Source organism: Klebsiella sp. 1SOBk5mer (assembly GCF_046603115.1).
GTDB classification, from domain to species: Bacteria; Pseudomonadota; Gammaproteobacteria; order Enterobacterales; family Enterobacteriaceae; genus Klebsiella; species Klebsiella quasipneumoniae.
On sequence record NZ_JBKIUU010000001.1, the window covers coordinates 184736 to 211694 of the forward strand.

The following is a 26959-nucleotide window of genomic DNA, read 5'->3' on the forward strand; positions in this document are numbered from 1 at the left end:
GCGTCGTTTAGGCTGATAACAGTGTTTGTCACCTGAGAGGAAAACCATGGCTAACTGGCTAAATCAACTGCAGTCGCTGCTCGGACAGCAGGGCGCGTCGCCGTCCGGCGAATCGTCAAAAGGGAGCGCCCTGCTACCCGGCGCCATTGGCGGGCTGGCAGGGCTGTTGGTGGCCAGCAAATCGTCACGCAAGCTGCTGGCGAAATATGGCACCAGCGCGCTGCTGGCTGGCGGCGGGGCAGTGGCGGGTACCGTGTTGTGGAACAAGTATCAGCAGAAAATGCGCGCTCAGAACGCGCCCGCCCCGACACCAGAGACGGCTGCGGCGCCGGCGGATGTCGATCCGCGCAGCGTGCGGCTGATCACCGCCCTGGTGTTTGCCGCCAAAAGCGATGGGCATATCGACGATCACGAGCGGGCGAAGATTGAAGCCCAGCTTCGGGAGGCCAATATTGACGTTCAGGCCCGGGTGCTGATCGACCAGGCGCTGGCTCAGCCGCTGGATCCGCAGCGTCTCGCCGAGGGCATCGTTGACCCGCAGGAGGCGCTGGAGATCTACTACGTCAGCTGCGCGGTGATCGATATCGACCACTTTATGGAGCGCAGCTATCTCAACGCCCTGGGTGAGGCCCTGGCGTTGCCAAAAGATGTCCGGGCCGACATCGAACAGGATATCCAGTCACAAAAACAGGCGCTAAGCGTTTAAATTATCACGTTTCGCTTGCATCGCCCGCGTCTTTTGCCACCCTTATAGACACGTCATCATTCAGGCGCCACCCTGCGGCCTGAATGCTCTTGTGTCACGAAAAAGCAGCAGAAGAATAACATGCCACCTAAAGCCAAACGGATCCCTCACGCCATGACCTTGCATGGCGATACACGCATCGATAACTATTACTGGCTGCGCGACGATGAACGCGCGCGGCCTGATGTGCTGGAATATCTGCACGCGGAAAACGCCTACGGCAAGCAAGTGATGGATTCGCAGCTCAGCCTGCAGGAGCGTCTGCTGAAAGAGATTATCGACCGCATTCCGCAGCGAGAAGTCTCGGCTCCCTACAGCAAAAACGGCTTTCGCTATCGTCAGGTGTACGAGCCGGGCTGCGAATACGCTATCTACCAGCGCCAGTCGGTGCTGAAAGAGGAGTGGGACGAGTGGGAGATCCTGCTTGATGCCAACCAGCGGGCGGCGAAAAGCGAGTTTTACACCCTGGGCGGGCTGGGCATTGCGCCCAACAACCAGCTGATGGCGGTGGCGGAAGATTATCTCTCCCGCCGCCAGTACGGGCTGCGCTTTTGCGACCTCAGCAACGGCGAGTGGTATCCGGAGACCCTGGAAAATGTCACCTCCGGCTTTGCCTGGAGCAACGATTCACGCTTTGTGTGGTATGTGCGTAAACATCCCACCACGCTGCTTCCTTATCAGGTCTGGCGCCACACCGTCGGGACGCCGGCGCAGAGCGACGCGCTGGTCTATGAGGAAAAAGATGAGACCTTCTACGTCAGCGTGCATAAAACCACATCCCAGCAGTTCGTGGTGATCTATCTCTCCAGCGCCACCACCAGCGAAGTGCTGCTGCTCAACGCCGAATTGCCAGACGCCGAGCCGGTCTGCTTCCTGCCGCGGCGTAAAGATCATGAATATAGCCTCGATCACTATCAGCACGCTTTTTATCTGCGATCCAACCGGGAGGGGAAGAATTTTGGCCTCTACCGTACCGTGCTGCGCGATGAAGAGCAGTGGACCACGCTGATCCCGCCGCGTCACGACGTAATGCTCGAAGGATTTACCCTGTTTACCGACTGGCTGGTCGTCGAGGAGCGTCAGCGCGGCCTGACCAGTTTGCGGCAGATTAACCGCAGGACCCGGGAGGTGGTAGGGATCGCCTTTGACGATCCGGCCTATGTCACCTGGCTTGCCTATAACCCGGAGCCTGAAACGTCGCGCCTGCGCTACGGCTACTCCTCGATGACCACGCCCGACACCCTGTTTGAGCTGGATATGGATACCGGCGAACGACGGGTGATCAAGCAGCAGGAGGTGAAGGGGCTGGACACCCGCTGCTATCAGAGCGAGCACCTGTGGGTAACCGCCCGCGATGGCGTCGAAGTCCCGGTCTCGCTGGTCTATCATCGCGACCATTTTCGTAAAGGGAGCAATCCGCTGCTGGTCTATGGCTATGGCTCGTATGGCGACAGTATCGATGCCGATTTCAGCGCCAGCCGGTTGAGCCTGCTCAACCGGGGCTTTGTCTACGCTATCGCGCACGTTCGCGGCGGCGGCGAGCTGGGCCAGCAGTGGTATGAGGACGGTAAATTCCTGTGTAAGAAAAATACCTTCAACGACTACCTGGACGTCTGCGACGCGCTGCTGGCCCAGGGGTACGGCGACCCGCGGCTCTGCTATGGCATGGGCGGCAGCGCCGGCGGCATGCTGATGGGGGTGGCCGTTAACGAGCGTCCAGAGCTGTTCCACGGCGTAATAGCTCAGGTGCCGTTCGTCGACGTGGTGACCACCATGCTGGATGAGACCATTCCGCTGACGACCGGCGAATTTGAAGAGTGGGGGAACCCGCAGGATGAAACCTATTACCACTACATGAAAAGCTACAGCCCCTACGACGGCGTGAAGGCGCAGGCGTATCCGCATATGCTGGTGACCACCGGGCTGCACGACTCCCAGGTGCAATACTGGGAGCCGGCGAAGTGGGTGGCGAAACTGCGTGAACTGAAAACCGACGATAACCTGCTGCTGCTCTGCACCGATATGGACTCCGGACATGGCGGAAAATCCGGGCGCTTTAAAAGCTATGAGGGGGTGGCGCTGGAGTACGCCTTTTTCATCGCCCTGGCGCAGGGGACACTGCCGGGGAAAGCGGCAGTGTAGGGGCTATTCCCCGAGATAATGCTTGAGCGTGAGGCGCAGTTCGGGGCTCATGCGGTCGAGATTGTTGAATAACCAGCGCAGATAGCCTGGATCGTTTTCAGCAATCTCGGCGACGGCTTTACCGCGGTATTTGCCGAAGGTGAAGGTGGTGAGCAGCGCCGGCCGACCGGTGATATCGGCCATTTCGTCAGGCGTCCAGCCGGAAACGTTGATGATATCCAGCAGCAGCGCAGCGGTGATATAGCAGTCATACAGCGCCCGGTGGTGATGAAGCCCCGGCGGCGTGGCCACGTTCAGCTTACGTGATTTATAGAGCCCCATATTGCTGTATTTGATCCCCGGCCACAGCCGGCGGGCCAGCTTCATGGTACAGATCCACTCGCCATGCATCTCCGGTAACACCCGACGATCGAAGCTGGCGTTATGCGCGACATACCACGGGCTGCCATGATAGTGCGGAATAATCTCCTCAATCCACGGCTTATCGGCGACCATCTCTTCGGTAATCCGGTGGATAGCCATCGCCTGCGGGCTGATGGGGCGGTCAGGACGCACCAGATGACTCATGGGATTGGTGATCTGCCCGTCGACAATGTCGACCGAGGCGACTTCAACGATGCCCCCCTGCAGTCCGCAGGTTTCGGTATCAATGACGCGCAGCATGGCTCGCTCCAGAGCAAAACAATAAGCGTAAAGCAATTGGCCAGGCTTGCCAACCGACGGCGAGGGGGGAAGTAGGCATTATTTCTGTTTTGGCTCCCAGGGCAGGCGGGACAGCGAGACGGAGGCCAGCCGATGGGCGATCAGTCGTTCGCGGAACCAGTCGCGCAGATGGGCGGGCTGTTCACGCTCGACCAAATCAGCGACCACCGGCATATTATACCGCTCTTTGAAGGCGACGCCGGCGGCGGCGAGATCGACGTTGACTTTATCCATCTCATCTTGCGAAATTTTGGCCAGATTTCTTTCCATCATACACTCCACTCTGCTTGTAAACCCGGTCAGGGCCTGACGCCCGGCTCGACTCTGCCATTATACAGGGTTATTCTCTGTGCTACAGACATAACAAAAGGGAATGACGAATATGCGACTTCTTGCTGGACGCGCGATGCGCCTCTCCGTTGCGTTTGCCGGGCTATTAACCGCGACGGGCGCGCTCGCCCACGCTCACCTGCAGCAGCAGATCCCCGCCGCCGGCGCGCAGCTGGCGGCTTCTCCGCAGACGCTGACGCTCAGTTTCTCCGAAGGCATTGAACCCGCGTTCAGCGGGGTGTCCGTCACCGGTCCGCAGCAGCATGCGGTGGCCACCGGCAAACTGACCCGCAGCGCCGACAACCCCACCCAGGTCACCGTGCCTGTGGCGGAAACCCTGCGGCCGGGAGAATACACTGTGGCATGGCATGTAGTTTCAGTGGATGGCCATAAAACCAAAGGGCAATACACCTTTAGCGTGAAGTAAGCGATGCTGACCGGGCTCTATATTACCCTGCGTTTTGGGCATTTTATCGCCCTGATGCTGGCTTTTGGCTGCGTGCTGTATGGCGCCTGGTGGGCGCCGGTGCCGCTGCGACGCGTACTGATGCTGCGCTTCTATCCGCTGTTGCGCCCGCTGCTGCTGATCGGCGCGCTCTCTACCCTGGCGCTGTATCTGCTGCAGGGGGGAATGATGGGCGAGGGCTGGGCGGATGTCTGGCAACCCGCCGTCTGGCAGGCGGTGGCGGGTACCCGCTTCGGCGGGGTGTGGATCTGGCAGATCCTGCTGGCGTGGATCGCCCTCGCCGTGGTGTGGATCCGTCCCCGCCACGGCGCTCGCCAGCTGGTGGCCCTGCTGGCGGCCCAGCTGCTGCTTTCCGCTGGGGTAGGGCATGCCGCCATGCATGATGGTTTACTCGGCGCCCTACAGCGGACTAATCATGCTGTCCACCTCTTCTGCGTTGCCAGCTGGTTCGGCGGCCTGTTGCCCTTTATCTATTGCCTGCGCCTGGCGCAGGGGCGCTGGCGGCAGGCCGCGGTCTATACCATGGCGCGCTTTTCACGCTACGGGCATCTGGCCGTCGCCGGCACCCTTGCCAGCGGGGCGATCAATGCGCTGTTGATCCAGGGAGGATTGATTGGCGCATCGCCCTGGGGACGTCTGCTGTTGATCAAATGTGCGCTGGTGGCCGGGATGGTGGTAATTGCGTTAGTGAACAGGTATGTTCTGGTACCGCGCATGTCGGCAAGCGGTTCGCGGGCGGAAAGCCTGATCCTGCGAACCACGCAGGCCGAGATAGGGCTGGGCGCGCTGGCGCTGCTGGCCGTCAGCCTGTTTGCCACCTGGGAACCTTATTGAATTAACTGGCAAAATCATGAAAAAAATTGTTCTGACCATGTTGTTACTGGCAAGCTCCGGCGCTGCTCTGGCGGCGCCGCAAATTATCACCGTGAGCCGCTTTGAGGTAGGAAAGGAGAGCTGGGCGTTCAACCGTGAAGAGGTGATGTTGACCTGTCGTCCGGGCAATGCCCTCTACGCTATCAACCCGAGCACCCTGGTCCAGTATCCGCTCAATGAGGTGGCTGAGCAGCAGGTCAAAGCCGGCAAAACCACTGCCCAGCCGATCTCGGTGATCCAGATCGACGATCCGCAGCACCCTGGGCAAAAAATGAGCCTCGCGCCGTTTATCGAGCGCGCGCAGAAGCTCTGCTAGATTTTCGCGCTATCTCGCTGTAATGACATAAAAAAAACCGCCCTTGCCGGACAACGGCAGTGGCGGTTTTTTCGCTAACAGCGCCCTCTTTTCCAGGAATTATTCGGCCACATTGGCCGCAGACTGGAAAAGCTGACGCGTTAAACTATTCTTATAGTGCAAGGCGACTTAGCCTGCATTAATGCCAACTTTTAGCGCACGGCTCTCTCCCAAGAGCCATTTCCCTGGACCGAATACAGGAATCGTATTCGGTCTCTTTTTATCTTAATCTGTCTGCTTTCGCGATGACCAGCGACATCCTGTCAGTCAATCACCAGGCTGGTCTCTGGATGTCCCGTTATAGCACACCGTTTTTAGCATACACAATTCATTTACACACAAATTGTATCCTGCGGAAGAACGATATGGGGAAGGCGGAACCGTAAGCGAGGGGAGAGGAAAAGAAAAAACCTGCACCTAAACAGGCCCGGCGTGCAGGTTAACTGGCGGGCCAACATCGGAAGTCTGCTAGTATACCTATTTGTATGATAAATTAAATAAACAAAACTTTATTGATTTGGCAATTCATGCGATTAGTCGTCCGCGCCCCACGAAATGGCGGCAAATAATATTCAGGGGCGTAGTTTCGGGCAAAAAATATTATTCCGGAACGCTAAAGGTGGGAAATATCTGACTCTCCAGATAGCAGAGTAAAAGCCAAATTTCATCGCTGAAAATAAACCATATGCTGCCCAGCAGCACGACCGCCAGAATAATCAGCAGAAAAATTTCGGTTTTACTCATCATGCTAACGACTATCCAATGGCCTGCGGGACCATGATAGTAGCGAAATAAGAACATAATAAGCAAACGCCGCGTAACGGGGCGGGTTCGCTGGTCGCGAAATTTACATGCCCGGCAGCAGCTGCGTCAATATTGCCACCTGCTCCGCCAGCTGATCCAGCAGCTGGAATCGACGCCGGTATTCGGCCCGTTTTTTACTGGCGATGCTCTCCAGCGGTTTTCTTTCCAGACGCAGCGGTAGCTGCCAGCGCCAGAGGCTTTCCGGCTTGCCGTCGATGGATTGCCAGAACTCGTCATAGCTGGCGTGGAAATGGCGCCCCTTGCTCAGGCGATAGCGCAGGGCGCGGAACACATGGCCGTTATCGCTGACGCCGTAAATCGCCGCGATATGGCTGCGAGCGGCCAGCAGCCAGATAAACTCCAGCAGCAGGCGCTTCGGGAACAGGCCGTAGCAGGCGCGAGTCGCCTGCTTGATCACCTCATGAGAAACGTGGCGTCGCGGTCCCTGTAAACCGCCGATGACCAGCTGCCAGGCGTCGCCCTCCCGGGTCACGCTGAAGGTCGCGCTGGCCAGCAGGGTATGGTCGCTGTCGCGCAGCCATAGGGTGGTTTCACCCTCACGCTCGGCCTTCCCGGCCGAAGAGGCCGAGAGGGTAAACTGGCGTTCATCCTTTCCATTGAGCGTCAGCAACGGGACCTCGCACACCGCGGTCATGGCATGCGCCAGCCGCGACCCGCGCAGGGTATCGACATAGCGATAATGGCTTATGACCGCCATCGCCCGCTGCCAGGCGTTGAGATCGCGCGTCAGATATTGACGGTGCACTTTCCCCGGCAGCGTCGCCTGCGCCGTCAGCAGCTGGTTAAAATCGTCACGAGCGCTCAGCGCCTCCAGCATCGCTTTGGTAGGGCTATAAAATAACGCCGTGCGCAGCAGAAACTTAAAGCGGTAATTTTTCTGCCGCCAGATAGGTGCGGGTGTTAATCTGCCCATCACCAGATCGGCAATGAGATGCGAGCGCGGCGTAAGCACGCTGGATGAATGCAGGCTATTGTCTGTCACGATAAACACCTCGTTGTTATTTCCTGCTATTTTAAAGCGAGGCACTGATAAGCTTAATGCTCTGGCCGACTATATTTGCCGTTTGTTTAAAATCGATTGAGGTGTAAATAAAAAACAGCGACTGTAAGCTGGAATTACCTATAATTACGGCAGAGAGGTAATTATATGTATCAGCGTATTAATGGCAGCGACTGGCGTAATATCTGGCTGATGGGCGATCTGCATGGCTGCTTTGCGCTGCTGATGGAGCGCCTGCGCCGGCTGCGCTTTGATCCCTGGGCCGATCTGCTGATCTCGGTTGGCGATCTGATCGATCGCGGGCCGCAAAGCGCTGACTGTCTCGGCCTGTTGCGCAGCCGCTGGTTCAGGGCCGTGAGCGGGAATCATGAGCAGATGGCGCTGGAGGCGCTGGAGAGCGGAGATATGACGCTCTGGCAGATGAACGGCGGCGACTGGTACGCCCGGAGCAACGTGCGGCAGCGGGATGACGTCGATCGGCTGCTGGCGCGCTGTCAGCGGCTGCCGTTGATTATTGAAGTGGAGTGCGCAAAGGCGCGGCATGTGATCGCCCATGCCGATTACCCGGCGCCGGTCTATCGCTGGCAGCAGCCGGTGGATCCTCAGCGGGTCCTGTGGAGCCGCCATCGTCTGAGTGAACATCTGGCGGGGCGTCATGGCGCTATCGCCGGGGCTGACCATTTCTGGTTTGGCCATACGCCGCTTCGCGCGCGTTGTGACTACGACAATCAACACTATATTGACACCGGCGCCGTGTTCGGCGGCACGCTGACCCTGGTGGCGCTGCAGTCGGCAGGCTAAAAGTCACTGTATTCGCTGGCGGGTTGCCAGAAGCCGTCAATAAAATCTTCTATCGGGTAGCAGCCGCCGTGGCGGATCCGCTGATCTTCCATCGCCACCAGGCACTGGGTTTCCTCGCGGTAGACGTCAACCACAATGTCCTCGCAGCCGCCATCCAGATAGCAAATAAACAACACTAAGGCAAACATCCTGGCCTCATGTCCGGGGGCACATACTCTTTAGTGTAGGGGATGACGGCGGGACGGGGAAATAAATAACCCGTCTCAGGCGACGGGTTCATTGGTGTCAGGCAAGGCGCATGACCCAGGCATCGGACTGGCGGTCGTAATGTTTACGGTAGAGGACGGAATGTTCACCATTGAGAATCGCGGGAACGCTGGTATCGGCATCCCAGGCGTCAAGCTGCATACATAAATCTGGATCGGATTTGCAGGGAATGCTTAACGTTCGCTCACCCTGATGTTCACCATGCAGTTCGGCATCGTCTATCTCAAACGCGCCGATGCGGACATTGGTTTTACTCATCGCTTCACCCCATTTTTCAGCTGAGTTGTGGTACGACCAGTTGCGGCCGTCATTTTTCAGCGTAGTCAATGGGGGGAAAACCGCCAGTCAAAAAGTGCGTATTTTTTGCGCGGTGTCACACCTTGCCGGCAAAAAGTTTCCCATCGCGTACCAGCTCGCGCGGATAACTGTTCTTCAGACGGGAGCCGACGCGCTTGGCCAGGCCCAGCGGCACGCCCTGGAAGGTGACAATGGCTTCGTCCTGCGCTGGCGGGGTTTGCGGATAGACATCGCGTCCGCGATACCACGCTTCCGCCTCCTCCAGCGTCAGCTCGAAGGCGCGCTGTGGCGCGGCAAAGGCAATAACCGCCTCATGCTGCCAGCGATAACCCTTATTGTGCAGCTCCGCCAGGCGCACGCCAATGCGCGAAAACCGCACCCGACCAAACAGAGGCTCCATAGACTGCGGAAACAGCCACAGCTCTTTATCTCGTTGCCACAGCGTGTGGCTCGCGTCCCATTCCAGGCCGACAGCGCGGGCGGCGGCGGTCGCCGCTGCGGCTTCCCGGCCCTTCAGCGGCACAAACGGGAACTTGCCGACCTTATAGCCCGGCGCCGGGAGCGGATCGATCGCCGCAGTCTTGCGCAGGCGAGCGACAAAGAAGCCTTCACAATCGTAGATCTGCGGGAAGACATGCAGAAATCCCTCCGCGTTTAGGGCATCGGCCGCGCCGGGAAACAGCGCTCCCAGCGGCTGGATCTCTACCGCCTGCGGGTAACGGGACAGCAGCCAGTGTATGACTGACTGATTTTCTTCGCGGTTCAGGGTGCAGGTCGAATAGACCAGCGTCCCGCCAGGGCGCAGGGCATGGAAAGCGCTGTCGATAAGTTCGCGCTGGGTGGCGGCGATGTCGAGGTTGCTCTCCGGCGACCAGTTTTTCAGCGCGTCGGCATCTTTGCGTACCACCCCTTCGCCGGAGCAGGGGGCATCAAGCAGAATGGCGTCGAAGGCTTCGGGCAATGCCGCGCCGAACACCCGCCCGTCGAAATGGGTCAGGCCGACGTTGCTGATGCCGCAGCGGCTGATGTTGGCATGCAGCACTTTCACCCGGCTGGCGGAGAACTCATTCGCCAGGATGCCGCCCGCATTGCCCATCCGGGCGGCGATCTGGGTGGTTTTCGACCCCGGGGCGGCGGCAACGTCCATGACCCGTTCAGGCTGCGGGTTGTCGGCGAACAGGGCGGCGACCGGCAGCATTGAGCTTGCTTCCTGAATATAGAACAGCCCGCTGAGGTGTTCGGCGGTGCTGCCCAGCGGCAGCGCATCGTCGTCCCGTTCGATCCAGAATCCCTCCTCACACCAGGGGACCGGCGTCAGCTGCCAGCCATAGGGCGCGACCAGAGAGAGGAAATCATCGACGCTAATTTTCAGCGTATTGACGCGAATACTACGGCGTAGCGGGCGCTGACAGGCGGCGATAAAGTCGTCGAAAGAGAGGTGCGCCGGCATTGCCGCGCGCATTTGAGCGAGAAACGCTTCAGGGAAATAGACAGTATTTTCGGCCACGGGCAGCGCACCACAGAAAAAAAGGGTGCGCAGTTTAGCACAAACGCCCCGGTGCAGGACACCGGGGCGTGCGGTTTGTCGTCTGCCCGCCGCCGGCGTTTGCCGGGGCGGGAGAAGGGGAGGTAAGGATTACTGCGGCAGGGCGGTGCCCCACTCCCGCCACTCTTTCGGCTCGCTCTCCAGCAGCAGGAAGTGCTTGCCGTCCTGGGCCTTCGGCGCCAGCGGCGTACCCGGCGGCGTGGCAAAGGCGATCCCGCCGCGGATAAACTGATTGAAGGTCCCGGTTTTCACCACGCCGCCAACCAGGCCGAAGTCGAGGCTGTAACCTGAGGCCAGCCAGAACACCGAGTTATTGCGCACCAGGTACTGGTAGCGCTTGCTGATGCGCATCTTAACCATGACCCGGTCAGACATCGATCCCAGCGACAGGCCGGTCACCGTCCCGACTTCCAGACCGCGGAACAGCACCGGCGTACCGATGCCAAGCGATCCGGCCTCCGGCGCTTCCACCACGATATTCAGACCGTCGATATAGCGCGAGTCGCTGATCGTCGTATCCTGGATCTCAAAGTCGCGACGCGCCGGGCCGCGTCCGGGCTCAACGTTAATATAGGACTGGAACAGGGTGTCGAGATGCTCCACGCCTGCCGCGGAGATCTGCGGGGTGATCACCGAGAAGCGAGTCCCGGCGCGGGCAAACGTGCCGACGTATTCCGGGTAAAGCACGGCTTTCGCCTGCACTTCGTTTTTGGCGGTGATCAGCTCCAGGGACTGGATCTGACCGATATCGATGCCGAGATAGCGAATCGGCATCCCGGCCGCCATCTTCCCGGCGTCGAACGCATGCAGGGTGATCTGGCCGCCCACGGCGCGCGCCGCCGTTTCAGAAGCGTAAAGGATGCGTTTATTATTCAGTCGCGCGTTGGCGCTGCTGCCGTTGAGGTTATCGAAACTGATCGCTCCTTTAATGGCGCGGGCCAGCGGCGAGGCCTGAACGGTGAGCCCGTTGCCGTCAAGTTTGACCTTCGCACCCCCTTCCGCCCAGAAGACGCTATTGTTGGTCAGCAGGTAGCGGTACTCCGGCTTGATATGCAGATCGATATCGAAAGCGTCTTTGCGCGGTTTGACGGCGATGATCTCGCCGACGGCGAATTTACGATACAGCACCACCGAGCCAGCCTGAACGTCAGGCAGCGTCTCAGCGGAGAGGCTCAGGGTGGTGGTCGGCACTTCGCTCAGGCTGTTTTCCTGCGCCTTTTCGAGGTTGGCATACAGCGGATAGCTGCTCTGCATTTCGCCTTTTTCACCCGGGATCACCCGGATCCCGCCGTTCACCCATTCGCTGGCGCTGGCGCCCAGCACCTGCACGCCATCGAGCCCCACTTTGACGTCCAGACGACTGTTCACCACAAACTTGCTGTCGCCGCGAATCAGATCGCGGTATTCCGGGGCAATCGCCACCTGGAAGGTCACCCCTTTGGCCGTCAGCTTGCGCTCCAGCACCTGGCCAACTTTCACCCCGTGCAGCACCAGCGGCTGGCCGCCGTCGATCCCGTAGCTCTCCGGCGCCGAAAGGGTGACGGTGGCGACATTGGGCTCCTCCAGCAGCGCTTTATCCGCTGGCATGACGGAGAAGTGATTACGCGGTTCGCCTTCGCCGGGCACCAGCTCAAAGGTATTGCCGGTGAGCAGGGCGCTGACGCTGGGGTTATCAAGGGAGATCTTCGGCTTCTTCATCTGAATCAGCGTTTTCTCCCGCAGCAGGGTCACCACGCTCGGGTCGACGGTCATCTCGCCCGTGACTTTGCCGCCAGGGTTAAGATTCAGTTTGCTTAACTGGCCCACTTCCAGCCCCTGATACATCAGCGGCGTCGAGCCCGCTTTCAGGCCGTCGCCGTCCGGCAGGTCGAGGGTCACCACCACCCCGCGCTGACTGTGCGCCAGGTCTTCGTACAGATGATAGTCATCGTTTTGCGACGCGACCTGCGAATCGGCAGGGGAGTCAAAGGCGATGGCGCCGTTCACCAGCGCGGAAAGGTTCTCCAGCTGCACTTTGGCCCCGCTCAGGCCGACGTCGGCTTTGATCCCGGAGACGTTCCAGAAACGGCTGCCTTTTTTCACCAGGTTGGTAAACCGGCGCTCGATCAGCACATCAATGGTGACCCCCTGGTTATTGTCATTCAGCGTGAAGTCATACACCCGCCCGACCGGGATCTTACGGAAGTAGACCAGCGAGCCGCTGCTCAGAGAGCCAAGGTCGGGCGCCTGCAGGTGGATCATCAGCTCGCCGTTGTTGATGCGGTATTTGGGCTGGGTGTCGAGGGCGACGAAGTGATCTTCGGGTTCGCCCTTGCCCGGCATCATGCCGATATAGTTCCCGCCCACCAGGGCATCCAGTCCTGACACGCCGGCCAGAGAGGCTTTCGGCGTCACCAGCCAGAACTGCGTATCTTTGCGCAGCGCCTCTTTCATATCGCGTTTGATGCTGGCGGAAACTTCAATTTTACTCAGGTCTTTACTGAGACTAATGTCCTGGACGGTACCGACTTCCACCCCCTGATAGCGGATAGGCGTCCGCCCCGGCACGATGCCGTTAGCAGACTGGAAATCGATAGTAATTGTCGATCCACGGTCGTCAAAGCTGGTCCAGATGAGCCAGGCGGCAATCAGCAGCGCGATGACCGGCAGCAGCCAGAATGGCGAGATACGACGTTTGGTTTTTATTCTGGCTTCAGTCTGCGAAGCGGGCGTTTCCTGACTCATGTGCGTCCCAAAGTAAGCGGCTGTCCAGCCATTCAACTGCAAGAATAGTTAAAATTACCGCGCCGCCGAAGTAAACCGCGGCCGGCCCCATCGTAAAGGCGAGGAGCTGATCGCGATTGATTAGCGACATGGTGAGTGAGATAACAAACAGATCCAGCATCGACCAGCGGCCAATCCAGGTTATCAGCCGCAGCAGCAGGATGCGGGTGCGCAGCCCCTGCTCGCATTTGAATTGTATGCTGAGCAGCAGGGTAAATAACACTATAACTTTGGTGAATGGCACCAAAATACTGGCGATAAACACCACGCCGGCGATGGCGATATTGCTGCTGGCGAGGGAGATGATCCCGGAGAGGATGGTGTCTTCCTGGCGCGCGCCGTTAACGTAAATGATGGAGATCGGCAGCAGGTTGGCCGGTAAGAGCAAAATCAGCGAGGCAATCAGCGCCGCCCAGCTGCGCTGCAGGCTCTGCGGTCGGCGATGGTGCAGCGGCGTGTGGCAGCGCCGGCAGCGGCCGCGGGCGTCGCGGTAGCCGGTGTAGTGGCAGCCGGTGCACACCTGCAGATTGTTATCGGCGCGGGTCGCCGGCCGTTCGGGATAGAATCGCTCCCACAGCTCTTCGACGTTCATATGAATAAGCGTCAGGATGCTCAGCAGCGTCAGGGAGATAAATGCCACGAGGCCGATGCCGGGCTGCAGAAAGGCGTAATCCTGCACCTTGATGGAGGCGACGCCGATGCCCACCAGATAGATATCCAGCATGACCCACTCCTTGAGCTTACCGAGCATTAGCAACACCGGACGCAGGTTCATCCCCAGCACGTTGCCCAGCCACAGATAGCTAATCGAAACCACCAGCAGCACCGGGGCGACCACCGCGCAAAACAGCACCATCGCGGCGGTAAGCGGATCGCCCTGCGCGGTCATCTGCCAAATGCCATGCAGGACGTTGGCGTCAATGCGTACCCCCAGCAGGTGAAGGCGCAGCAGGGGTTCGGACCAGGCAAAGGGCATTAACAGCAGCATCGCCAGGGCCATGCTGCCCAGACGGGTCAACGACCAGTCGCGGCCATCGCGCACCTTCGCGTTACAGCGCGGACACCAGGCGCTTTGGTTGCGTTTAAGCACCGGTAAGCGAAAGAGCATGTCACACTGCGTACAGCGCTGATAATGCGCATAGGGAAGCGGTGTGCTCACGGCATGCACGACCATCTTATTCGCAGGCTTAAGGGTGGATGTTTTTATCGGCATTTAATACGTACAGGAATGAATGTATCCCACTATCTTAACCTATGAATGAATTCATCTTGAGCCCAAGCGCATTTAATGCTTATTTTAGTAGGCTGTACGTATCAGGCAGTAAGACAACCAAGTGAAGATATAATGAGCAAAACAGAATTTTACGCGGATTTGAACCGCGATTTCCAGGCATTAATGGCAGGTGAAACCAGTTTCTTGGCGATGATCGCCAATACCAGCGCGCTGCTGTTTGAACGACTGGGCGAGGTCAACTGGGCCGGTTTCTATCTTCTGGAAGGCGATACCCTGGTGCTGGGGCCGTTCCAGGGCAAACTGGCCTGCGTGCGGATCCCGGTCGGGCGCGGCGTATGCGGCGCGGCGGTGGCGCAAGCCCAGGTGCAGCGCGTCGAGGACGTCCACGCGTTTGACGGCCACATCGCCTGCGATGCCGCCAGTAATTCGGAAATTGTCTTCCCCCTGCGCGTGAACGACCAGATTATCGGCGTGCTGGATATCGACAGTCCGGCTTACGGCCGCTTCACTGCTGAAGATGAGCAGGGGTTGCGCACGCTGGTCGAGCATCTGGAAAAACTCATCGCGGCCACTGATTATCAAAAAATCTTTACCCGTGTCGTGGGATAATCAACGGATAACGTAGCATTTAGCGAGGACGTCATTATAATGTCGCCTGTTCATGCCTGCGGCTTGTTGGCTACGTCCGTTGTAATCAGGAAATTTCATGGAAAATCAACCTAAGTTGAATAGCAGTAAAGAAGTTATCGCCTTTCTGGCCGAACGTTTCCCTCAGTGCTTCAGCGCTGAAGGCGAAGCGCGCCCCCTGAAAATCGGAATTTTTCAGGATCTCGTTGAGCGAGTGGGTGGTGAGATGAATCTCAGCAAAACCCAGCTTCGCGCTGCATTACGTCTCTATACCTCGAGCTGGCGCTATCTCTACGGCGTAAAAGCCGGCGCTATCCGCGTTGACCTGGACGGCAACCCGTGCGGCGAACTGGAAGAGCAGCACATTGCCCATGCGCGTCAGCAGCTGGAAGAAGCGAAAGCTCGCGTTCAGGCGCAGCGCGCTGCCCAGCAGGCGAAAAAACGCGAAGCCGCTGCCGCTGCAGGCCAGCCGGATGAAGGCGTTCGCCGCGAGCGTAAACCGCGTCCTCAGCAGCCGCGTCGTAAAGAGGGTGCTGAACAGCGTAAACCGCGTCCTGTTGCAGCCAAAGCTCCGCGTGAAGAGCGTCTTACTCCGGTATCGGATGTTTCCGTTCTGACCGTCGGCCAGGCGCTGAAGGTAAAAGCAGGCAATAACGCAATGGACGCCACCGTTGTGGAAATCACCAAAGATGGCGTTCGTGTACAGCTGACTTCTGGTATGTCAATGATTGTACGCGCAGAACACCTGGTGTTCTGAAACGGAGGCCGGGCCAGGCATGAACACATTTTTTAAAATCACCGCGCTTGCGGGCCTGCTGGCAATAGCAGGCCATGCGTTCGCTGTTGATGAAATAACCCGTGCAGATCAAATCCCCGTGCTGAAAGAAGAGCCGCAGCACGCGACGGTGAGCGAGCGCGTGACATCGCGCTTTACCCGCTCTCACTACCGTCAGTTCGATCTCGACAACGCCTTCTCGGCAAAGATTTTTGACCGTTATCTGAACCTGCTGGATTACAGCCATAATGTGCTGCTGGCCAGCGATGTGGCGAAGTTCGCGGCGAAAAAAGACCAAATCGGCGACGAACTGCGCACCGGGAAACTGGACGTCTTCTATGACCTCTACAACCTGGCGCAGCAGCGCCGCTTCGAGCGCTATCAGTATGCGCTGAAGGTGCTGGAACGTCCGATGGACTTTACCGGCAACGATAATTTCAACCTTGACCGCTCCAAAGCGCCGTGGCCGAAAGACGAGGCCGAGCTGAACAAGCTGTGGGACGCCAAGGTGAAATTTGACCAGTTAAGCCTGAAGCTGGCGGGGAAAGACGATAAAGAGATCCGCGACACCTTAACCCGTCGCTATAAGTTCGCTATCCGTCGTCTGGCGCAAACCAACAGTGAAGATGTCTTCTCGCTGGCGATGACCGCCTTCGCCCGCGAAATCGACCCGCACACCAACTATCTGTCGCCGCGCAATACCGAGCAGTTCAACACCGAGATGAGTCTCTCACTCGAAGGGATCGGCGCTGTGCTACAGATGGATGATGACTACACGGTCATTAATTCGCTGGTGGCGGGTGGTCCGGCTGCGAAGAGCAAAGCGATCAGCGTCGGCGACCGCATTGTCGGCGTCGGCCAGACCGGGAAGTCGATGGTCGATGTCATTGGCTGGCGTCTGGATGACGTCGTGGCGCTGATTAAAGGGCCGAAGGGCAGCAAGGTTCGCCTTGAGATCCTGCCGGCCGGCAAAGGGGCCAAGACGCGTATCGTCACCCTGACCCGCGAACGCATCCGTCTGGAAGACCGCGCGGTGAAGATGTCGGTGAAAACCGTCGGTAAAGAAAAAGTCGGCGTGCTGGATATCCCGGGCTTTTACGTCGGCCTGACCGATGACGTGAAAGTGCAGCTGCAGAAGCTGGAAAAACAGAACGTCAGCAGCGTGGTTATCGATCTGCGCAGCAACGGCGGCGGGGCGCTGACCGAAGCGGTATCGCTCTCGGGGCTGTTTATTCCGTCCGGCCCGGTGGTGCAGGTGCGGGATAACAATGGCAAGGTGCGCGAAGACAGCGATAACGATGGCGTAGTCTATTACAAAGGGCCGCTGGTGGTGCTGGTTGACCGCTTTAGCGCCTCAGCGTCTGAGATCTTTGCCGCCGCAATGCAGGATTATGGCCGCGCGCTGATCGTTGGCGAGCCGACCTTCGGTAAAGGTACCGTACAGCAGTATCGCTCGTTGAATCGTATCTACGATCAGATGCTGCGTCCGGACTGGCCGGCGTTAGGTTCCGTTCAGTACACCATCCAGAAGTTCTACCGCATTAACGGCGGCAGTACTCAGCGCAAAGGCGTAACGCCGGATATCATGATGCCAACCGGAAATGAAGATCGCGAAACCGGCGAGCAGTATGAAGACAACGCGCTGCCGTGGGATAGCATCAACGCGGCCACCTACGTGAAGTCCGGGGACCTCGCCCCGTTTGGACCGGAACTGCTCAAGCGCCACGACGAGCGTATTGCCCAGGATCCTGAGTTCCAGTACATCATGAAGGATATTGCCCGTTATAACGCGATGAAGGACAAACGTAACATCGTCTCTCTGAACTACGCGCAGCGTGAAAAAGAGAACGAAGAGGATGATGCGATTCGTCTGGCGCGGATTAACGATCGCCTGAAACGCGAAGGCAAACCGCCGCTGAAAAAACTGGACGATCTGCCGAAGGATTACCAGGAGCCGGATCCATATCTTGATGAAACGGTCCATATCGCGGTAGACCTGGCGCATCTCGAAAAAGCGCGCCCGGCGGTGGAACCGCCGGCCAGCCAATAAGTCGCCAACGGGCACCCTGAGAGGTGCCCGTTTTTTTATGCGCCTGGTCATCGCCATTCAGCTCATCTAACAAAATGTCAACCTGCTCTGCCGCTGTCAGCAAGATGCTACAAAATGTAAAGTTGTGTTTTTATCGTGACTTAGCGGGGGCTGATGGTTGAAAATTGCAGCCTGACCCATACGATGTGGGTAATCGCATAGTGCGTTTTGTTAAATTGAGGTAAAAAGAAAATTATGATGCGAATCGCGCTTTTCCTGCTGACGAACCTGGCAGTGATGGTCGTGTTCGGGCTGGTGTTAAGCCTCACGGGGATCCAATCCAGCAGCATGACCGGTCTGTTGATTATGGCCTTGCTGTTCGGCTTCGGTGGTTCTATCGTTTCGCTGATGATGTCGAAATGGATGGCGCTGAAGTCTGTGGGTGGGGAAGTGATCGAGCAGCCGCGCAACGAAACGGAACGCTGGCTGATGAACACCGTTGCACAGCAGGCGCAGCAGGCGGGCATTGCCATGCCGCAGGTGGCTATCTATCACGCCCCTGACATCAACGCCTTCGCTACCGGCGCGCGTCGCGACGCCTCGCTGGTCGCCGTCAGTACCGGGCTGTTGCAAAACATGAGCCGTGATGAAGCGGAAGCGGTCATCGCCCATGAAATCAGCCACATCGCCAATGGCGATATGGTCACCATGACGCTGATCCAGGGGGTGGTAAACACCTTCGTTATCTTTATCTCCCGCGTTATCGCGCAGATTGCGGCCGGCTTCCTCGGCGGCAACCGGGAAGATGAAGGCGAGAGCAGCAATGGCAACCCGCTGATCTACTTCGCCGTCGCCACGGTGCTGGAGCTGGTGTTCGGTATTCTGGCCAGCATTATCACCATGTGGTTCTCTCGTCATCGCGAGTTCCATGCTGATGCCGGCTCGGCGCGCCTGGTGGGCCGCGAGAAGATGATTGCCGCCCTGCAGCGTCTGAAAACCAGCTATGAGCCGCAGGAAGCCAGCAGCATGATGGCGTTCTGCATTAATGGTAAAGCGAAATCCATGAGCGAGCTGTTTATGACCCACCCGCCGCTGGACAAGCGTATTGAAGCCCTGCGTAGCGGTGAATATCTGAAATAGTCCGTCATCTGACGCTGAAAATAAAAATCCGCAGCCCGAAGGCTGCGGATTTTTTTTGTCCTTCATCGTCAGGCTGCGCGCGGCTGGGTGACGCGCAGACCGCTAATCAGCGCCGCGACGGTCGCCAGGATGCCGGCCAGCAGCAGGGCGGTGTGGGTGCCGCTGTTGCCGAGCAGGTTGAACAGCAGGGCCACCAGCGCGGCGCCGGTGCTCTGGCCGAGCAGGCGAGCGGTGCCCAGCATGCCGCTGGCGCCGCCGCTGCGATGGCTCGGCGCCGAGGCGACAATGGTGTGGTTGTTGGGCGACTGGAACAGCCCGAAGCCGGCGCCGCACAGCGCCATACGCCAGATAATATCCAGATCGGTGGGCGACGCCGGAAGCAGCGCCAGACCGAACAGGCCGCAGGCCATAACCAGCAGCCCAATGGCCCCCAGCAGCCCCGCATGGCATTTCTCGATTAAATAGCCGGCCAGCGGCGCCATCACCATCGTCGCCAGCGGCCACGGCGTCAGCAGCAGGCCGGTTTCCACTTCGCTGCGCCCCATCATCGTCTGCAGGAAGAAAGGCAGAGAGACCATCGCCAGCATCTGTGCACAGAAGGAGCAGATGGAGGTGCAGATTGAGAGGGAGAAGAGCGGGATGCGCAGCAGATCGACCGGCAGCAGCGGGACGGGCATCGTGAGCTGACGGCGAACGAAGAAAAAGCCTACCACCAGCATAGCGGCGACCTCCGCCAGCACCAGCTGCGTGGACTGGCCCTGGGCGAAACCGCTCAGGGCGGTGATCAACAGCCCGAAGGTCAGCGCGTTCATGATGGCGCTCGGCAAATCGAAGCGGACGATTTTGCTGCGCGCGCTGTTGGGCGGCAGAAAGCGCATGGCCAGGACAAAGGCGACGATGCCGAGAGGCACGTTAATTAAAAACAGCCATTGCCATGAGGCGAGGGAGAGGATGGCGGCGGCGATCGTCGGGCCTGCCGCCGAAGAGACGGCGACGACAAAGGAGTTGATACCCATGCCGCGACCGAGAAAGCGCTGCGGATAAATCAGGCGGATCAACGCCGTGTTTACGCTCATCAGCGCGGCGCCGCCTAGTCCCTGGGCGACGCGGGCAAAGGTCAGCATTTCGAGGCTGCGCGACAGGGCGCAGGCCAGCGAGGTAAAGATAAACACCACCAGGCCTATCTTATAGATACGGCGATAGCCGACCATGTCGCCGAGGAAAGAGAGCGGCAGCAGGGCGATAACAATGGCGATTTGGTAGGCGTTAACGATCCAGATTGAAGCCGCCGGCGAGGCGTTAAGATCGCTGGCGATGGTTGGCAGCGCGACGTTGGCGATAGCCCCGTCGAGCACGGCCATGGTCAGCCCAAGCACAATGGTCAGAATGGCGCCATAGCGTTGCGGCAGCGGCACGCCATCGGATGAATTTTTATCCATGGTGAATATAAGTCTTGAATGAAACGGTTTTTTGAATGATGAGTTTAGCATTGATTATTCCGCAGTATGTCGCAGATTTGTAACGAAGTGGCAGAAGAATGATTGCGGCGCAGAGGCGGCGAATTTATAATAAAAACCGGTTCTAAATTTTATAAAACAGTTACGACGAGGTGATAAATGGCAGGTGCAGATTTGGATAAACAGCCAGATTCTGTCTCTTCGGTATTGAAGGTTTTCGGCATCCTGCAGGCGCTGGGTGAAGAGCGTGAAATTGGCATTACCGAACTGTCCCAGCGCGTCATGATGTCGAAAAGCACCGTTTATCGCTTTTTACAGACCATGAAATCACTGGGCTATGTGGCGCAGGAGGGAGAGTCTGAGAAATACTCCCTCACGCTCAAACTGTTCGAGCTGGGCGCGCGCGCGCTGCAGAACGTCGATTTGGTGCGCAGCGCCGATATTCAGATGCGGGAACTCTCCCGCCTGACGAAAGAGACTATCCATCTCGGCGCGCTGGATGAAGACAGTATTGTTTACATTCACAAGATTGATTCAATGTATAACCTGCGGATGTACTCGCGTATCGGCCGTCGCAACCCGCTGTACAGCACCGCGATTGGCAAGGTTCTGCTGGCGTGGCGCGATCGCAGCGAAGTGGAGCAGATCCTTGACGGCGTGGAGTATAAACGTAGCACCGAGCGGACCATCACCAGTACCGCTGAGTTGCTGAAGGTGCTGGATGGCGTTCGCGAGCAGGGGTATGGTGAAGATAACGAAGAGCAGGAAGAGGGGCTGCGCTGCATCGGGGTACCGGTATTCGACCGTTTCGGCGTGGTCATCGCCGGGCTGAGTATCTCTTTCCCGACCTTACGTTTCTCTGAAGAACGTTTGCATGAATATGTGGCGATGCTGCACCAGGCGGCGCGCAAGATTTCTGAACAGATGGGATATAACGACTACCCCTTCTGACATGGCGCTGAAGCATTCGGCGACCGCGGCGCTATCGTCGCGGTCGCCGGTTCGATCTTAGCCGTTATCGATGACGGTTGCGCTTTTACGCAGCAGCGGGCAGTTGCTGACGCCGATCACGCCGCTATTGGAATGCACATAAAGTGCGGTACTGACCCCACGGGCGGTGAGATATTGACACTTCAGGCCGAGACCGCCGACGTTTTCTTCACTGTGGAATAATACCCCGTAGCCGCTTAATAATACGCCAATCCATAAGATAGCCACTACGACAATAGTACGAATGATTAATCGCATTGATGCCTCATTATTTGTAAGATCCTTGCCGTGATTTTGACACGAACACGTTTTGAAACAAGTCGATGATTCCTAAACTTGCCTTTCGTATTACAGTTAGCCGCGGTTTAAGAAGGCCGTGTTATCCTGGCGACATAACGTACTGATGCGGAGAGTGGAGTGAAAAAATTACGGTGGGTTTTACTGATAGTCATCATAGCAGGCTGCCTGTTGCTGTGGACTCAGATGCTTAACGTAATGTGCGACCAGGATGTTCAGTTTTTCAGCGGCATTTGCACTATCAACAAATTTATCCCGTGGTAAGACATTTTTCTGACGACCGATTTCCTTCTGCGCCGCGGGTGGTAGAATGAACGCCTTCTCTTTGAGGTGGTGAAATGAGTGAGTTACTAAATCCTGGGATCTTAAATCTGGCATCGCTGGCCGTGTCTGTGGCGCTGCTGCTTGTCGGTCTGTTGTTATGGTTCTTCGTCAACCGCGCCAGCTCGCGGGCGAATGAGCAGATAGAACTGCTGCAGGCGCTGTTGGATCAGCAAAAGCGGCAGAATGCGCTGCTACGTCGCCTGTGCGAAGCCAGTGCGCCGGAAAAAGAGGACGTGGCTGAGCCGACCGTCGCCGGTAAGGCGAAAGGGGAGGACGAGTTTATCCGCCTGGTGGCAGAGCGCTAAGTACCTCGACAGGTGTGCATCATAAGATGCGCACCTGCATGATAGCGGGCGGTAATATCTTATTCTTATTCCATTATTCCTTTCTCAATGTACTATCCCCTTTTTTACACGCTGTAAATAAAGTGATCCCCGCCGCGTTTATTGTTGGATAACGTGACGCTGTCATCTTTTTTTCATTATTAAGGTGCAGAATTAGCACTATTTTTAGCGTGACGACTAACAGGTTTTATTATCACTACACTGGCGTGGCTTTAGCGATTTTTCGTCTGGGGTTATAACGAATTTTGCGCATCAATATTCATCACGGCCCGCCAGTCGCCTGTATACTGGCAGTTCGTATACGGACATACCTGGACGAAGCGAAGTTGTTGAGCTATGGTAAAAAAGTTGCCGTTACCGGGCTGCGCTCTTGCGTTATTGATAAACGCCATAACGCCTTGCCAGGGGCGACAAACACGCATAAATGTGCAGGCGATCAAAGGATTACCTTATAATTTGTGCGAACGATCGAGACACGTTTAAAAATGGCTTGCCATTATTTACGTAGTGTGTGATAACACCTTTCGGGTTAAACGAGGTACAGTTCTGTTTATGTGTGGCATTTTCAGTAAAGAAGTCCTGAGTAAACACGTTGTCGTTGAATACCGCTTCTCTGCCGAACCTTAAATTAGTGCCTCATGCAGTTATGTGTCAGTTTTATCTATGTAAACGCCAGCAGGCGAAGAAAACAGTCTAAGGAATTTTGCAAATGGCAAAGATTAAAGGTCAAGTTAAGTGGTTCAACGAGTCTAAAGGTTTTGGTTTCATTACTCCGGCTGATGGCAGCAAAGACGTGTTCGTACACTTCTCCGCTATCCAGGGTAACGGCTTCAAAACTCTGGCTGAAGGCCAGAACGTTGAGTTCGAAATTCAGGACGGCCAGAAAGGTCCGGCTGCAGTTAACGTAACTGCTATCTGATACAAGACCACTCTTCTTGTATAAAAGCCTCGCCTGCGCGGGGCTTTTGCGTTTTTATTGCAAAGCATGTCATTTTTCCCCCTCTCGTCGCGTCTTGTTGCAAATACTCAACTTTATTAGCATTGTGTAGCAGTCTGTTTTGCTAATTTTCTGTTAAATCAGTTGGTTGCAAAAGAATGCCGGAGCTATGGTGCTAAATAAAAAAATGAAGTCCGCCGCCAGCTTTACCCCGATTCGCTTCGGGTTACTCTGCGTGGCCATACTCGGTTGTCTGGGACTGCTATTGGCCCGCGTGGGCTGGCTGCAGATTATTTCCCCCGATAATCTGGTAAAACAAGAGGATATGCGTTCTCTGCGCGAAGAGCCCGTTGCGGTTGAGCGGGGGATGATTACCGACCGGGAAGGACGACCGCTGGCGGTGAGCGTTCCGGTCAGCGCAATCTGGATCGACCCGCAGACCACCATGGAGAAGGGCGGCGTCGGCTACGGACCCCGCTGGCAGGCGATGGCCGAAGCGCTGCATCTCAACCTCGGGGAACTGGCCCAGCGGGTACAGAGCCATCCCCACGCCCGCTTTCTCTATCTGGCGCGGCAGATCAATCCCGAGCAGGCGGCGTGGATTGATAAACTGCATCTGCCAGGCGTCTACCTGCGCGATGAATCGCGGCGTTTCTATCCGGCAGGTCATGTGGCTGCCAATCTGCTGGGCTTTACCAATGTCGATAATCAGGGCATCGAAGGGGTGGAGAAAAGCTTCAACGCCCAGCTGACCGGTAAACCCGGGCGACGTCTGGTGCGGAAAGATAAACATGGCAATGTGATTGAGAACATTACCGAAGTACCGCCTGTGCCGGCGCATAATCTGCAGCTGAGTATCGATGAGCGCCTGCAGACGGTGACGGAAGATGCCCTCGACAACGCTGTTCGCTGGAATAAAGCCGAGTCCGGGGCGGCGGTGCTGATTAAAATCGATACCGGCGAGATCCTGGCGATGGCCAGCTATCCGGACTTCAATCCCAACAATCGCGATGCCGCAACGCTGGATGATTTTCGCAACCGGGCCATCAGCGATACCTTCGAGCCGGGGTCGACCGTCAAACCGCTGGTGATCATGACCGCGCTGCAGCAGGGGATTGTCCAGCCGGACAGCGTCGTGGACACTCATCCGTTTGTCCTCGACGGCCACCGTATCCGCGATGTCGGCTATTATCCGGAGCTGAGCCTGACCGGCATCCTGCAGAAATCCAGCGATACCGGCGTATCGCATCTCTCGCTTGCCATGCCGGTGCAGCATCTGATTGACACCTATACGGCTTTCGGCTTCGGCGAGCCGACGGGGTTGGGGTTGACCGGCGAAAGCGCCGGGCTGATGCCGCATCGTCGTTACTGGGGGCAACTGGATCGCGCCACCTTCGCTTTCGGCTATGGTTTGATGGTTACCCCGCTCCAGCTGGCGCACGTTTACGCCACCATCGGCGGCTTCGGCATACAACGACCGTTGTCGATCACCCGTATTGATCCGCCGGTGATTGGCACGCGCGTAATGCCGGAGAATATTGTTCACAGCGTGGAGCATATGATGGAGAGCGTGGCGCTCCCGGGCGGGGGGGGTACCAAAGCGGCGGTGCGCGACTACCGGGTGGCGGTAAAAACGGGGACGGCGAAGAAAATCGGTCCGGACGGCAAATATATCGACAAATATGTCGCCTATACCGCCGGCGTGGCGCCCGCCAGCCGTCCGCAGTTCGCGCTGGTTGTAGTGATGAACGACCCGAGCAATGGCTCCTACTACGGCGGGGCCGTTTCCGCCCCGGTATTCAGCCAGATTATGGGCGATGTCCTGCGGCTGGAGAACGTCATGCCGGACGGCATGCCACAAGGCGCAGAGAATCTGATCGTTATGCACGACAGCCACCCGCTGGCGCCGGCGCTGTAACAGTGGTCTGCAGGGGCGAATAGCGCTACACTTTCGCCCTTTCAGCGACACCGGAGCCGTCATGTCATACAGTTGCCCCCTTTGCCACGCGCCGCTCAGCCGTAGCGACAATCACTATTCCTGCCCGCAGCGGCACCAGTTCGATCTGGCGAAAGAGGGGTACGTCAATCTGCTACCGGTGCAGTTCAAACGGTCGCGCGATCCCGGCGACAGCGCTGAGATGATGCAGGCCCGTCGGGCGTTCCTCGACGCCGGGCATTATCAGCCGCTGCGGGACGCTATCGCTGAGCGACTGCGGCACGCTGCCCCTCAGGCATTACTGGATATCGGCTGCGGCGAAGGATATTACACCCACGCATTTGCCGCCATCGCCAGCCGCAGCTGGGGGCTGGACGTGTCGAAGCCGGCAATCCGCGCGGCGGCGAAACGCTACCCGCAGGTGAATTTTTGCGTCGCCTCCAGCCAGCGGCTGCCATTCTCCGATAACAGCTTCGATGCGGTGGTGCGCATTTACGCCCCCTGCAACGCCGGTGAGCTGGCGCGGGTGGTGCGGCCTGGCGGATGGGTGATCACTGCCACGCCGGGACCCCGCCATCTGCTGGAGCTGAAAGGGCTGATTTACGATGAGATCCGCCTGCATGAGCTGAAGACGGAAGCGATGCCGGGGTTCCGCCTGGATGCTCAGCAGCAGCTGGCTTATCCGATGACCCTGACGGGAAGTGAAGCGCAGGCCCTGCTGCAGATGACGCCGTTCGCGTGGCGGGCCAAAGCCGAAGTGCATGACGCGCTGCGTCAGCAGGCGACCTTTGGCTGCCAGACCGATTTTATGATCCATTGCTGGCAGCGTGAGGAGTAAAGCTTAACCGGCGAAATGGCTCCAGAGAATTTCGCTGCCGATGCCAATCAGTACGATACCGCCGAGAATTTCGGCCCGTTTGCCCAGCAGCGGGCCGATAAAGCGACCCACCATGATCCCCAGCGTCGACATGATAAAGGTGGCGCAGCCGATCGCCAGCGCGGTGGTCACAATGCTGACCTGCAGGAAGGCCAGACCGACGCCGACGGCCATCGCGTCAAGGCTGGTGGCGAAGGCGGTGGTGACCAGCAGCCAGAAGCCATGCCGGCGAGGCGCCTCGCACGCCTCGTCGCTATCGCCGCGAAGCCCTTCGACAATCATCCGCCCGCCGAGAAACACCAGCAGAATAAAAGCAATCCAGTGATTCCACTCGAGCACAAACTGGCTGGCCAGCATGCCCAGTCCCCAGCCGACCAGCGGCGTCAGGGTTTCAATGGCGCCAAAAATCAGCCCGGTGCGTACAGCTTCTGAGAATTTGGGTTTATGCAGGGTGGCGCCTTTGCCGATAGAGGCCGCGAAGGCGTCCATAGACATGCCGAAAGCGAGAAGAAGGGTTGCGGATAAATTCATGTGCCTGTCCTGACCGGGGATAATCCATATGACACATCGCTGCCCCCAGTAAATATACGCGGAGCCGCTCAATGGCTGAGCAATACGTACAGCAGTGATGTATCTATGGTCTCGCCTGATTGAATCACTTCAACCCGTACGTGCCACGTTTTGCAACGAGTATGTTGACACGTACATTTCCTGACGGGCAGGAAATCGGCTACTCCCCAACGACGGGCGCAACCTTAACATATTTTTAGAATATAAAACAATAACAGAAGAGCGCTATTTTAATAACCAAATGATAACGATTTTCATTTGAATTTATAAGTAAATAAATAGTTAATGAAAAACAGAAGGGCAGAGGGGG

At 57.6% G+C, this 26959-nt stretch carries 27 protein-coding genes and 2 pseudogenes; 17 read left to right on the top strand and 12 right to left on the bottom strand.

Features of this window, described 5'->3' with window-relative positions; translation table 11 throughout:
* The first annotated feature begins 46 nt into the window (after window positions 1–46).
* Complete coding sequence (locus ACLH1U_RS00905) at window positions 47–706, top strand: tellurite resistance TerB family protein (protein WP_048324838.1); 660 nt, start codon at window positions 47–49, stop codon at window positions 704–706.
* Between the two features lie 120 nt (window positions 707–826).
* Window positions 827–2887, top strand: a complete 2061-nt coding sequence (ptrB, locus tag ACLH1U_RS00910) for an oligopeptidase B (protein ID WP_048297811.1) — start codon at window positions 827–829, stop codon at window positions 2885–2887.
* A 3-nt stretch (window positions 2888–2890) separates the two neighbouring features.
* Here ptrB and exoX read toward each other — a convergent pair whose 3' ends face one another.
* Both exoX and ACLH1U_RS00920 read right to left on the bottom strand, forming a co-directional pair.
* The gene (gene exoX, locus ACLH1U_RS00915) at window positions 2891–3550 is read right to left on the bottom strand and encodes an exodeoxyribonuclease X (protein WP_023290237.1); all 660 of its coding nucleotides are present in this window, start codon (window positions 3548–3550) and stop codon (window positions 2891–2893) included.
* Between the two features lie 78 nt (window positions 3551–3628).
* The gene (locus ACLH1U_RS00920; protein ID WP_002911406.1) at window positions 3629–3859 is read right to left on the bottom strand and encodes a DNA polymerase III subunit theta; all 231 of its coding nucleotides are present in this window, start codon (window positions 3857–3859) and stop codon (window positions 3629–3631) included.
* Window positions 3860–3971: 112 nt separating this feature from the next.
* Here ACLH1U_RS00920 and yobA point away from each other — a divergent pair, with 112 nt between their 5' ends.
* From yobA to ACLH1U_RS00935, 3 genes are read left to right on the top strand one after another with little or no spacing between them, the layout of a single operon-like run.
* The gene (gene yobA / locus ACLH1U_RS00925) at window positions 3972–4346 is read left to right on the top strand and encodes a CopC domain-containing protein YobA (RefSeq protein WP_032453372.1); all 375 of its coding nucleotides are present in this window, start codon (window positions 3972–3974) and stop codon (window positions 4344–4346) included.
* A gap of 3 nt (window positions 4347–4349) precedes the next feature.
* The gene (gene copD / locus ACLH1U_RS00930; RefSeq protein WP_048297809.1) at window positions 4350–5219 is read left to right on the top strand and encodes a copper homeostasis membrane protein CopD; all 870 of its coding nucleotides are present in this window, start codon (window positions 4350–4352) and stop codon (window positions 5217–5219) included.
* A 16-nt stretch (window positions 5220–5235) separates the two neighbouring features.
* Complete coding sequence (locus ACLH1U_RS00935; RefSeq protein ID WP_002911404.1) at window positions 5236–5574, top strand: YebY family protein; 339 nt, start codon at window positions 5236–5238, stop codon at window positions 5572–5574.
* 639 nt (window positions 5575–6213) lie between these two features.
* Here the strand turns inward: ACLH1U_RS00935 and ACLH1U_RS00940 are convergent.
* Window positions 6214–6357 (bottom strand): Ecr family regulatory small membrane protein, encoded by a 144-nt coding sequence (locus ACLH1U_RS00940; protein WP_032425946.1) that lies wholly within the window; start codon window positions 6355–6357, stop codon window positions 6214–6216.
* A 103-nt stretch (window positions 6358–6460) separates the two neighbouring features.
* Complete coding sequence (locus ACLH1U_RS00945) at window positions 6461–7429, bottom strand: VirK/YbjX family protein (protein WP_168381031.1); 969 nt, start codon at window positions 7427–7429, stop codon at window positions 6461–6463.
* Window positions 7430–7585: 156 nt separating this feature from the next.
* Between ACLH1U_RS00945 and pphA the strand changes: the two genes are divergently transcribed.
* Window positions 7586–8239, top strand: coding sequence for a protein-serine/threonine phosphatase (pphA, locus tag ACLH1U_RS00950; protein WP_411298994.1), 654 nt, complete (start codon window positions 7586–7588; stop codon window positions 8237–8239).
* Here pphA and ACLH1U_RS00955 read toward each other — a convergent pair.
* The 5 genes from ACLH1U_RS00955 to yebS all read right to left on the bottom strand — a co-directional run bounded on the left by ACLH1U_RS00955 (window position 8236) and on the right by yebS (window position 14325).
* Window positions 8236–8427, bottom strand: coding sequence for a YebW family protein (locus ACLH1U_RS00955; protein WP_002911395.1), 192 nt, complete (start codon window positions 8425–8427; stop codon window positions 8236–8238). The genes pphA and ACLH1U_RS00955 overlap by 4 nt on opposite strands.
* Window positions 8428–8524: 97 nt before the next feature.
* Complete coding sequence (locus ACLH1U_RS00960) at window positions 8525–8764, bottom strand: YebV family protein (protein WP_002911393.1); 240 nt, start codon at window positions 8762–8764, stop codon at window positions 8525–8527.
* A gap of 115 nt (window positions 8765–8879) precedes the next feature.
* Window positions 8880–10310, bottom strand: a complete 1431-nt coding sequence (gene rsmF / locus ACLH1U_RS00965) for a 16S rRNA (cytosine(1407)-C(5))-methyltransferase RsmF (protein ID WP_411298995.1) — start codon at window positions 10308–10310, stop codon at window positions 8880–8882.
* Window positions 10311–10439: 129 nt separating this feature from the next.
* Window positions 10440–13073: a PqiB family protein gene (locus ACLH1U_RS00970; RefSeq protein WP_017900210.1), complete on the bottom strand. Its 2634-nt coding sequence runs from the start codon at window positions 13071–13073 to the stop codon at window positions 10440–10442.
* Window positions 13042–14325 carry a membrane integrity lipid transport subunit YebS gene (gene yebS, locus ACLH1U_RS00975; protein ID WP_032428915.1) on the bottom strand — a complete coding sequence of 428 codons (1284 nt, stop codon included), beginning with the start codon at window positions 14323–14325 and terminating at the stop codon, window positions 13042–13044. Before yebS ends, ACLH1U_RS00970 begins: the two co-directional genes overlap by 32 nt.
* A 132-nt stretch (window positions 14326–14457) precedes the next feature.
* Here yebS and ACLH1U_RS00980 point away from each other — a divergent pair.
* The 4 genes and pseudogenes from ACLH1U_RS00980 to htpX all read left to right on the top strand — a co-directional run bounded on the left by ACLH1U_RS00980 (window position 14458) and on the right by htpX (window position 18917).
* A pseudogene (locus ACLH1U_RS00980) lies at window positions 14458–14971 on the top strand (GAF domain-containing protein).
* 81 nt (window positions 14972–15052) lie between these two features.
* Window positions 15053–15730: an RNA chaperone ProQ gene (gene proQ, locus ACLH1U_RS00985; protein WP_023290227.1), complete on the top strand. Its 678-nt coding sequence runs from the start codon at window positions 15053–15055 to the stop codon at window positions 15728–15730.
* Between the two features lie 19 nt (window positions 15731–15749).
* Window positions 15750–17798, top strand: a complete 2049-nt coding sequence (prc, locus tag ACLH1U_RS00990) for a carboxy terminal-processing peptidase (RefSeq protein WP_032453364.1) — start codon at window positions 15750–15752, stop codon at window positions 17796–17798.
* 234 nt (window positions 17799–18032) lie between these two features.
* Window positions 18033–18917: a protease HtpX gene (gene htpX / locus ACLH1U_RS00995; protein ID WP_023290225.1), complete on the top strand. Its 885-nt coding sequence runs from the start codon at window positions 18033–18035 to the stop codon at window positions 18915–18917.
* 68 nt (window positions 18918–18985) lie between these two features.
* Here htpX and ACLH1U_RS01000 read toward each other — a convergent pair whose 3' ends face one another.
* Window positions 18986–20356, bottom strand: a complete 1371-nt coding sequence (locus tag ACLH1U_RS01000) for an MFS transporter (RefSeq protein ID WP_044523967.1) — start codon at window positions 20354–20356, stop codon at window positions 18986–18988.
* Window positions 20357–20533: 177 nt separating this feature from the next.
* Here ACLH1U_RS01000 and kdgR point away from each other — a divergent pair, with 177 nt between their 5' ends.
* Window positions 20534–21325: a DNA-binding transcriptional regulator KdgR gene (gene kdgR / locus ACLH1U_RS01005; RefSeq protein ID WP_004203369.1), complete on the top strand. Its 792-nt coding sequence runs from the start codon at window positions 20534–20536 to the stop codon at window positions 21323–21325.
* 57 nt (window positions 21326–21382) lie between these two features.
* Here the strand turns inward: kdgR and ACLH1U_RS01010 are convergent, their stop codons facing one another.
* Window positions 21383–21622 (bottom strand): YobH family protein, encoded by a 240-nt coding sequence (locus ACLH1U_RS01010; RefSeq protein ID WP_065805745.1) that lies wholly within the window; start codon window positions 21620–21622, stop codon window positions 21383–21385.
* A gap of 159 nt (window positions 21623–21781) precedes the next feature.
* Here ACLH1U_RS01010 and mgrB point away from each other — a divergent pair, with 159 nt between their 5' ends.
* The 6 genes and pseudogenes from mgrB to rlmA all read left to right on the top strand — a co-directional run bounded on the left by mgrB (window position 21782) and on the right by rlmA (window position 26040).
* On the top strand, window positions 21782–21925 hold the full coding sequence (gene mgrB / locus ACLH1U_RS01015) for a PhoP/PhoQ regulator MgrB (RefSeq protein WP_002911375.1): 144 nt from the start codon (window positions 21782–21784) through the stop codon (window positions 21923–21925).
* A gap of 74 nt (window positions 21926–21999) precedes the next feature.
* Entirely contained in the window at window positions 22000–22290 is a 291-nt protein-coding gene (locus ACLH1U_RS01020; RefSeq protein WP_023290222.1) for a YebO family protein, read from the top strand.
* Between the two features lie 591 nt (window positions 22291–22881).
* Window positions 22882–22953, top strand: a pseudogene (locus ACLH1U_RS01025) (DUF2627 domain-containing protein); the annotation flags it as partial.
* A gap of 85 nt (window positions 22954–23038) precedes the next feature.
* Window positions 23039–23248 (top strand): transcription antiterminator/RNA stability regulator CspE, encoded by a 210-nt coding sequence (gene cspE / locus ACLH1U_RS01030; RefSeq protein WP_001062678.1) that lies wholly within the window; start codon window positions 23039–23041, stop codon window positions 23246–23248.
* A 187-nt stretch (window positions 23249–23435) separates the two neighbouring features.
* Window positions 23436–25184: a peptidoglycan glycosyltransferase FtsI gene (ftsI, locus tag ACLH1U_RS01035; protein WP_032428912.1), complete on the top strand. Its 1749-nt coding sequence runs from the start codon at window positions 23436–23438 to the stop codon at window positions 25182–25184.
* Between the two features lie 61 nt (window positions 25185–25245).
* Complete coding sequence (gene rlmA / locus ACLH1U_RS01040) at window positions 25246–26040, top strand: 23S rRNA (guanine(745)-N(1))-methyltransferase (protein ID WP_023290220.1); 795 nt, start codon at window positions 25246–25248, stop codon at window positions 26038–26040.
* Window positions 26041–26043: 3 nt separating this feature from the next.
* Here rlmA and mntP read toward each other — a convergent pair whose 3' ends face one another.
* Complete coding sequence (gene mntP, locus ACLH1U_RS01045; protein WP_023290219.1) at window positions 26044–26610, bottom strand: manganese efflux pump MntP; 567 nt, start codon at window positions 26608–26610, stop codon at window positions 26044–26046.
* Between the last annotated feature and the right edge of the window lie 349 nt (window positions 26611–26959).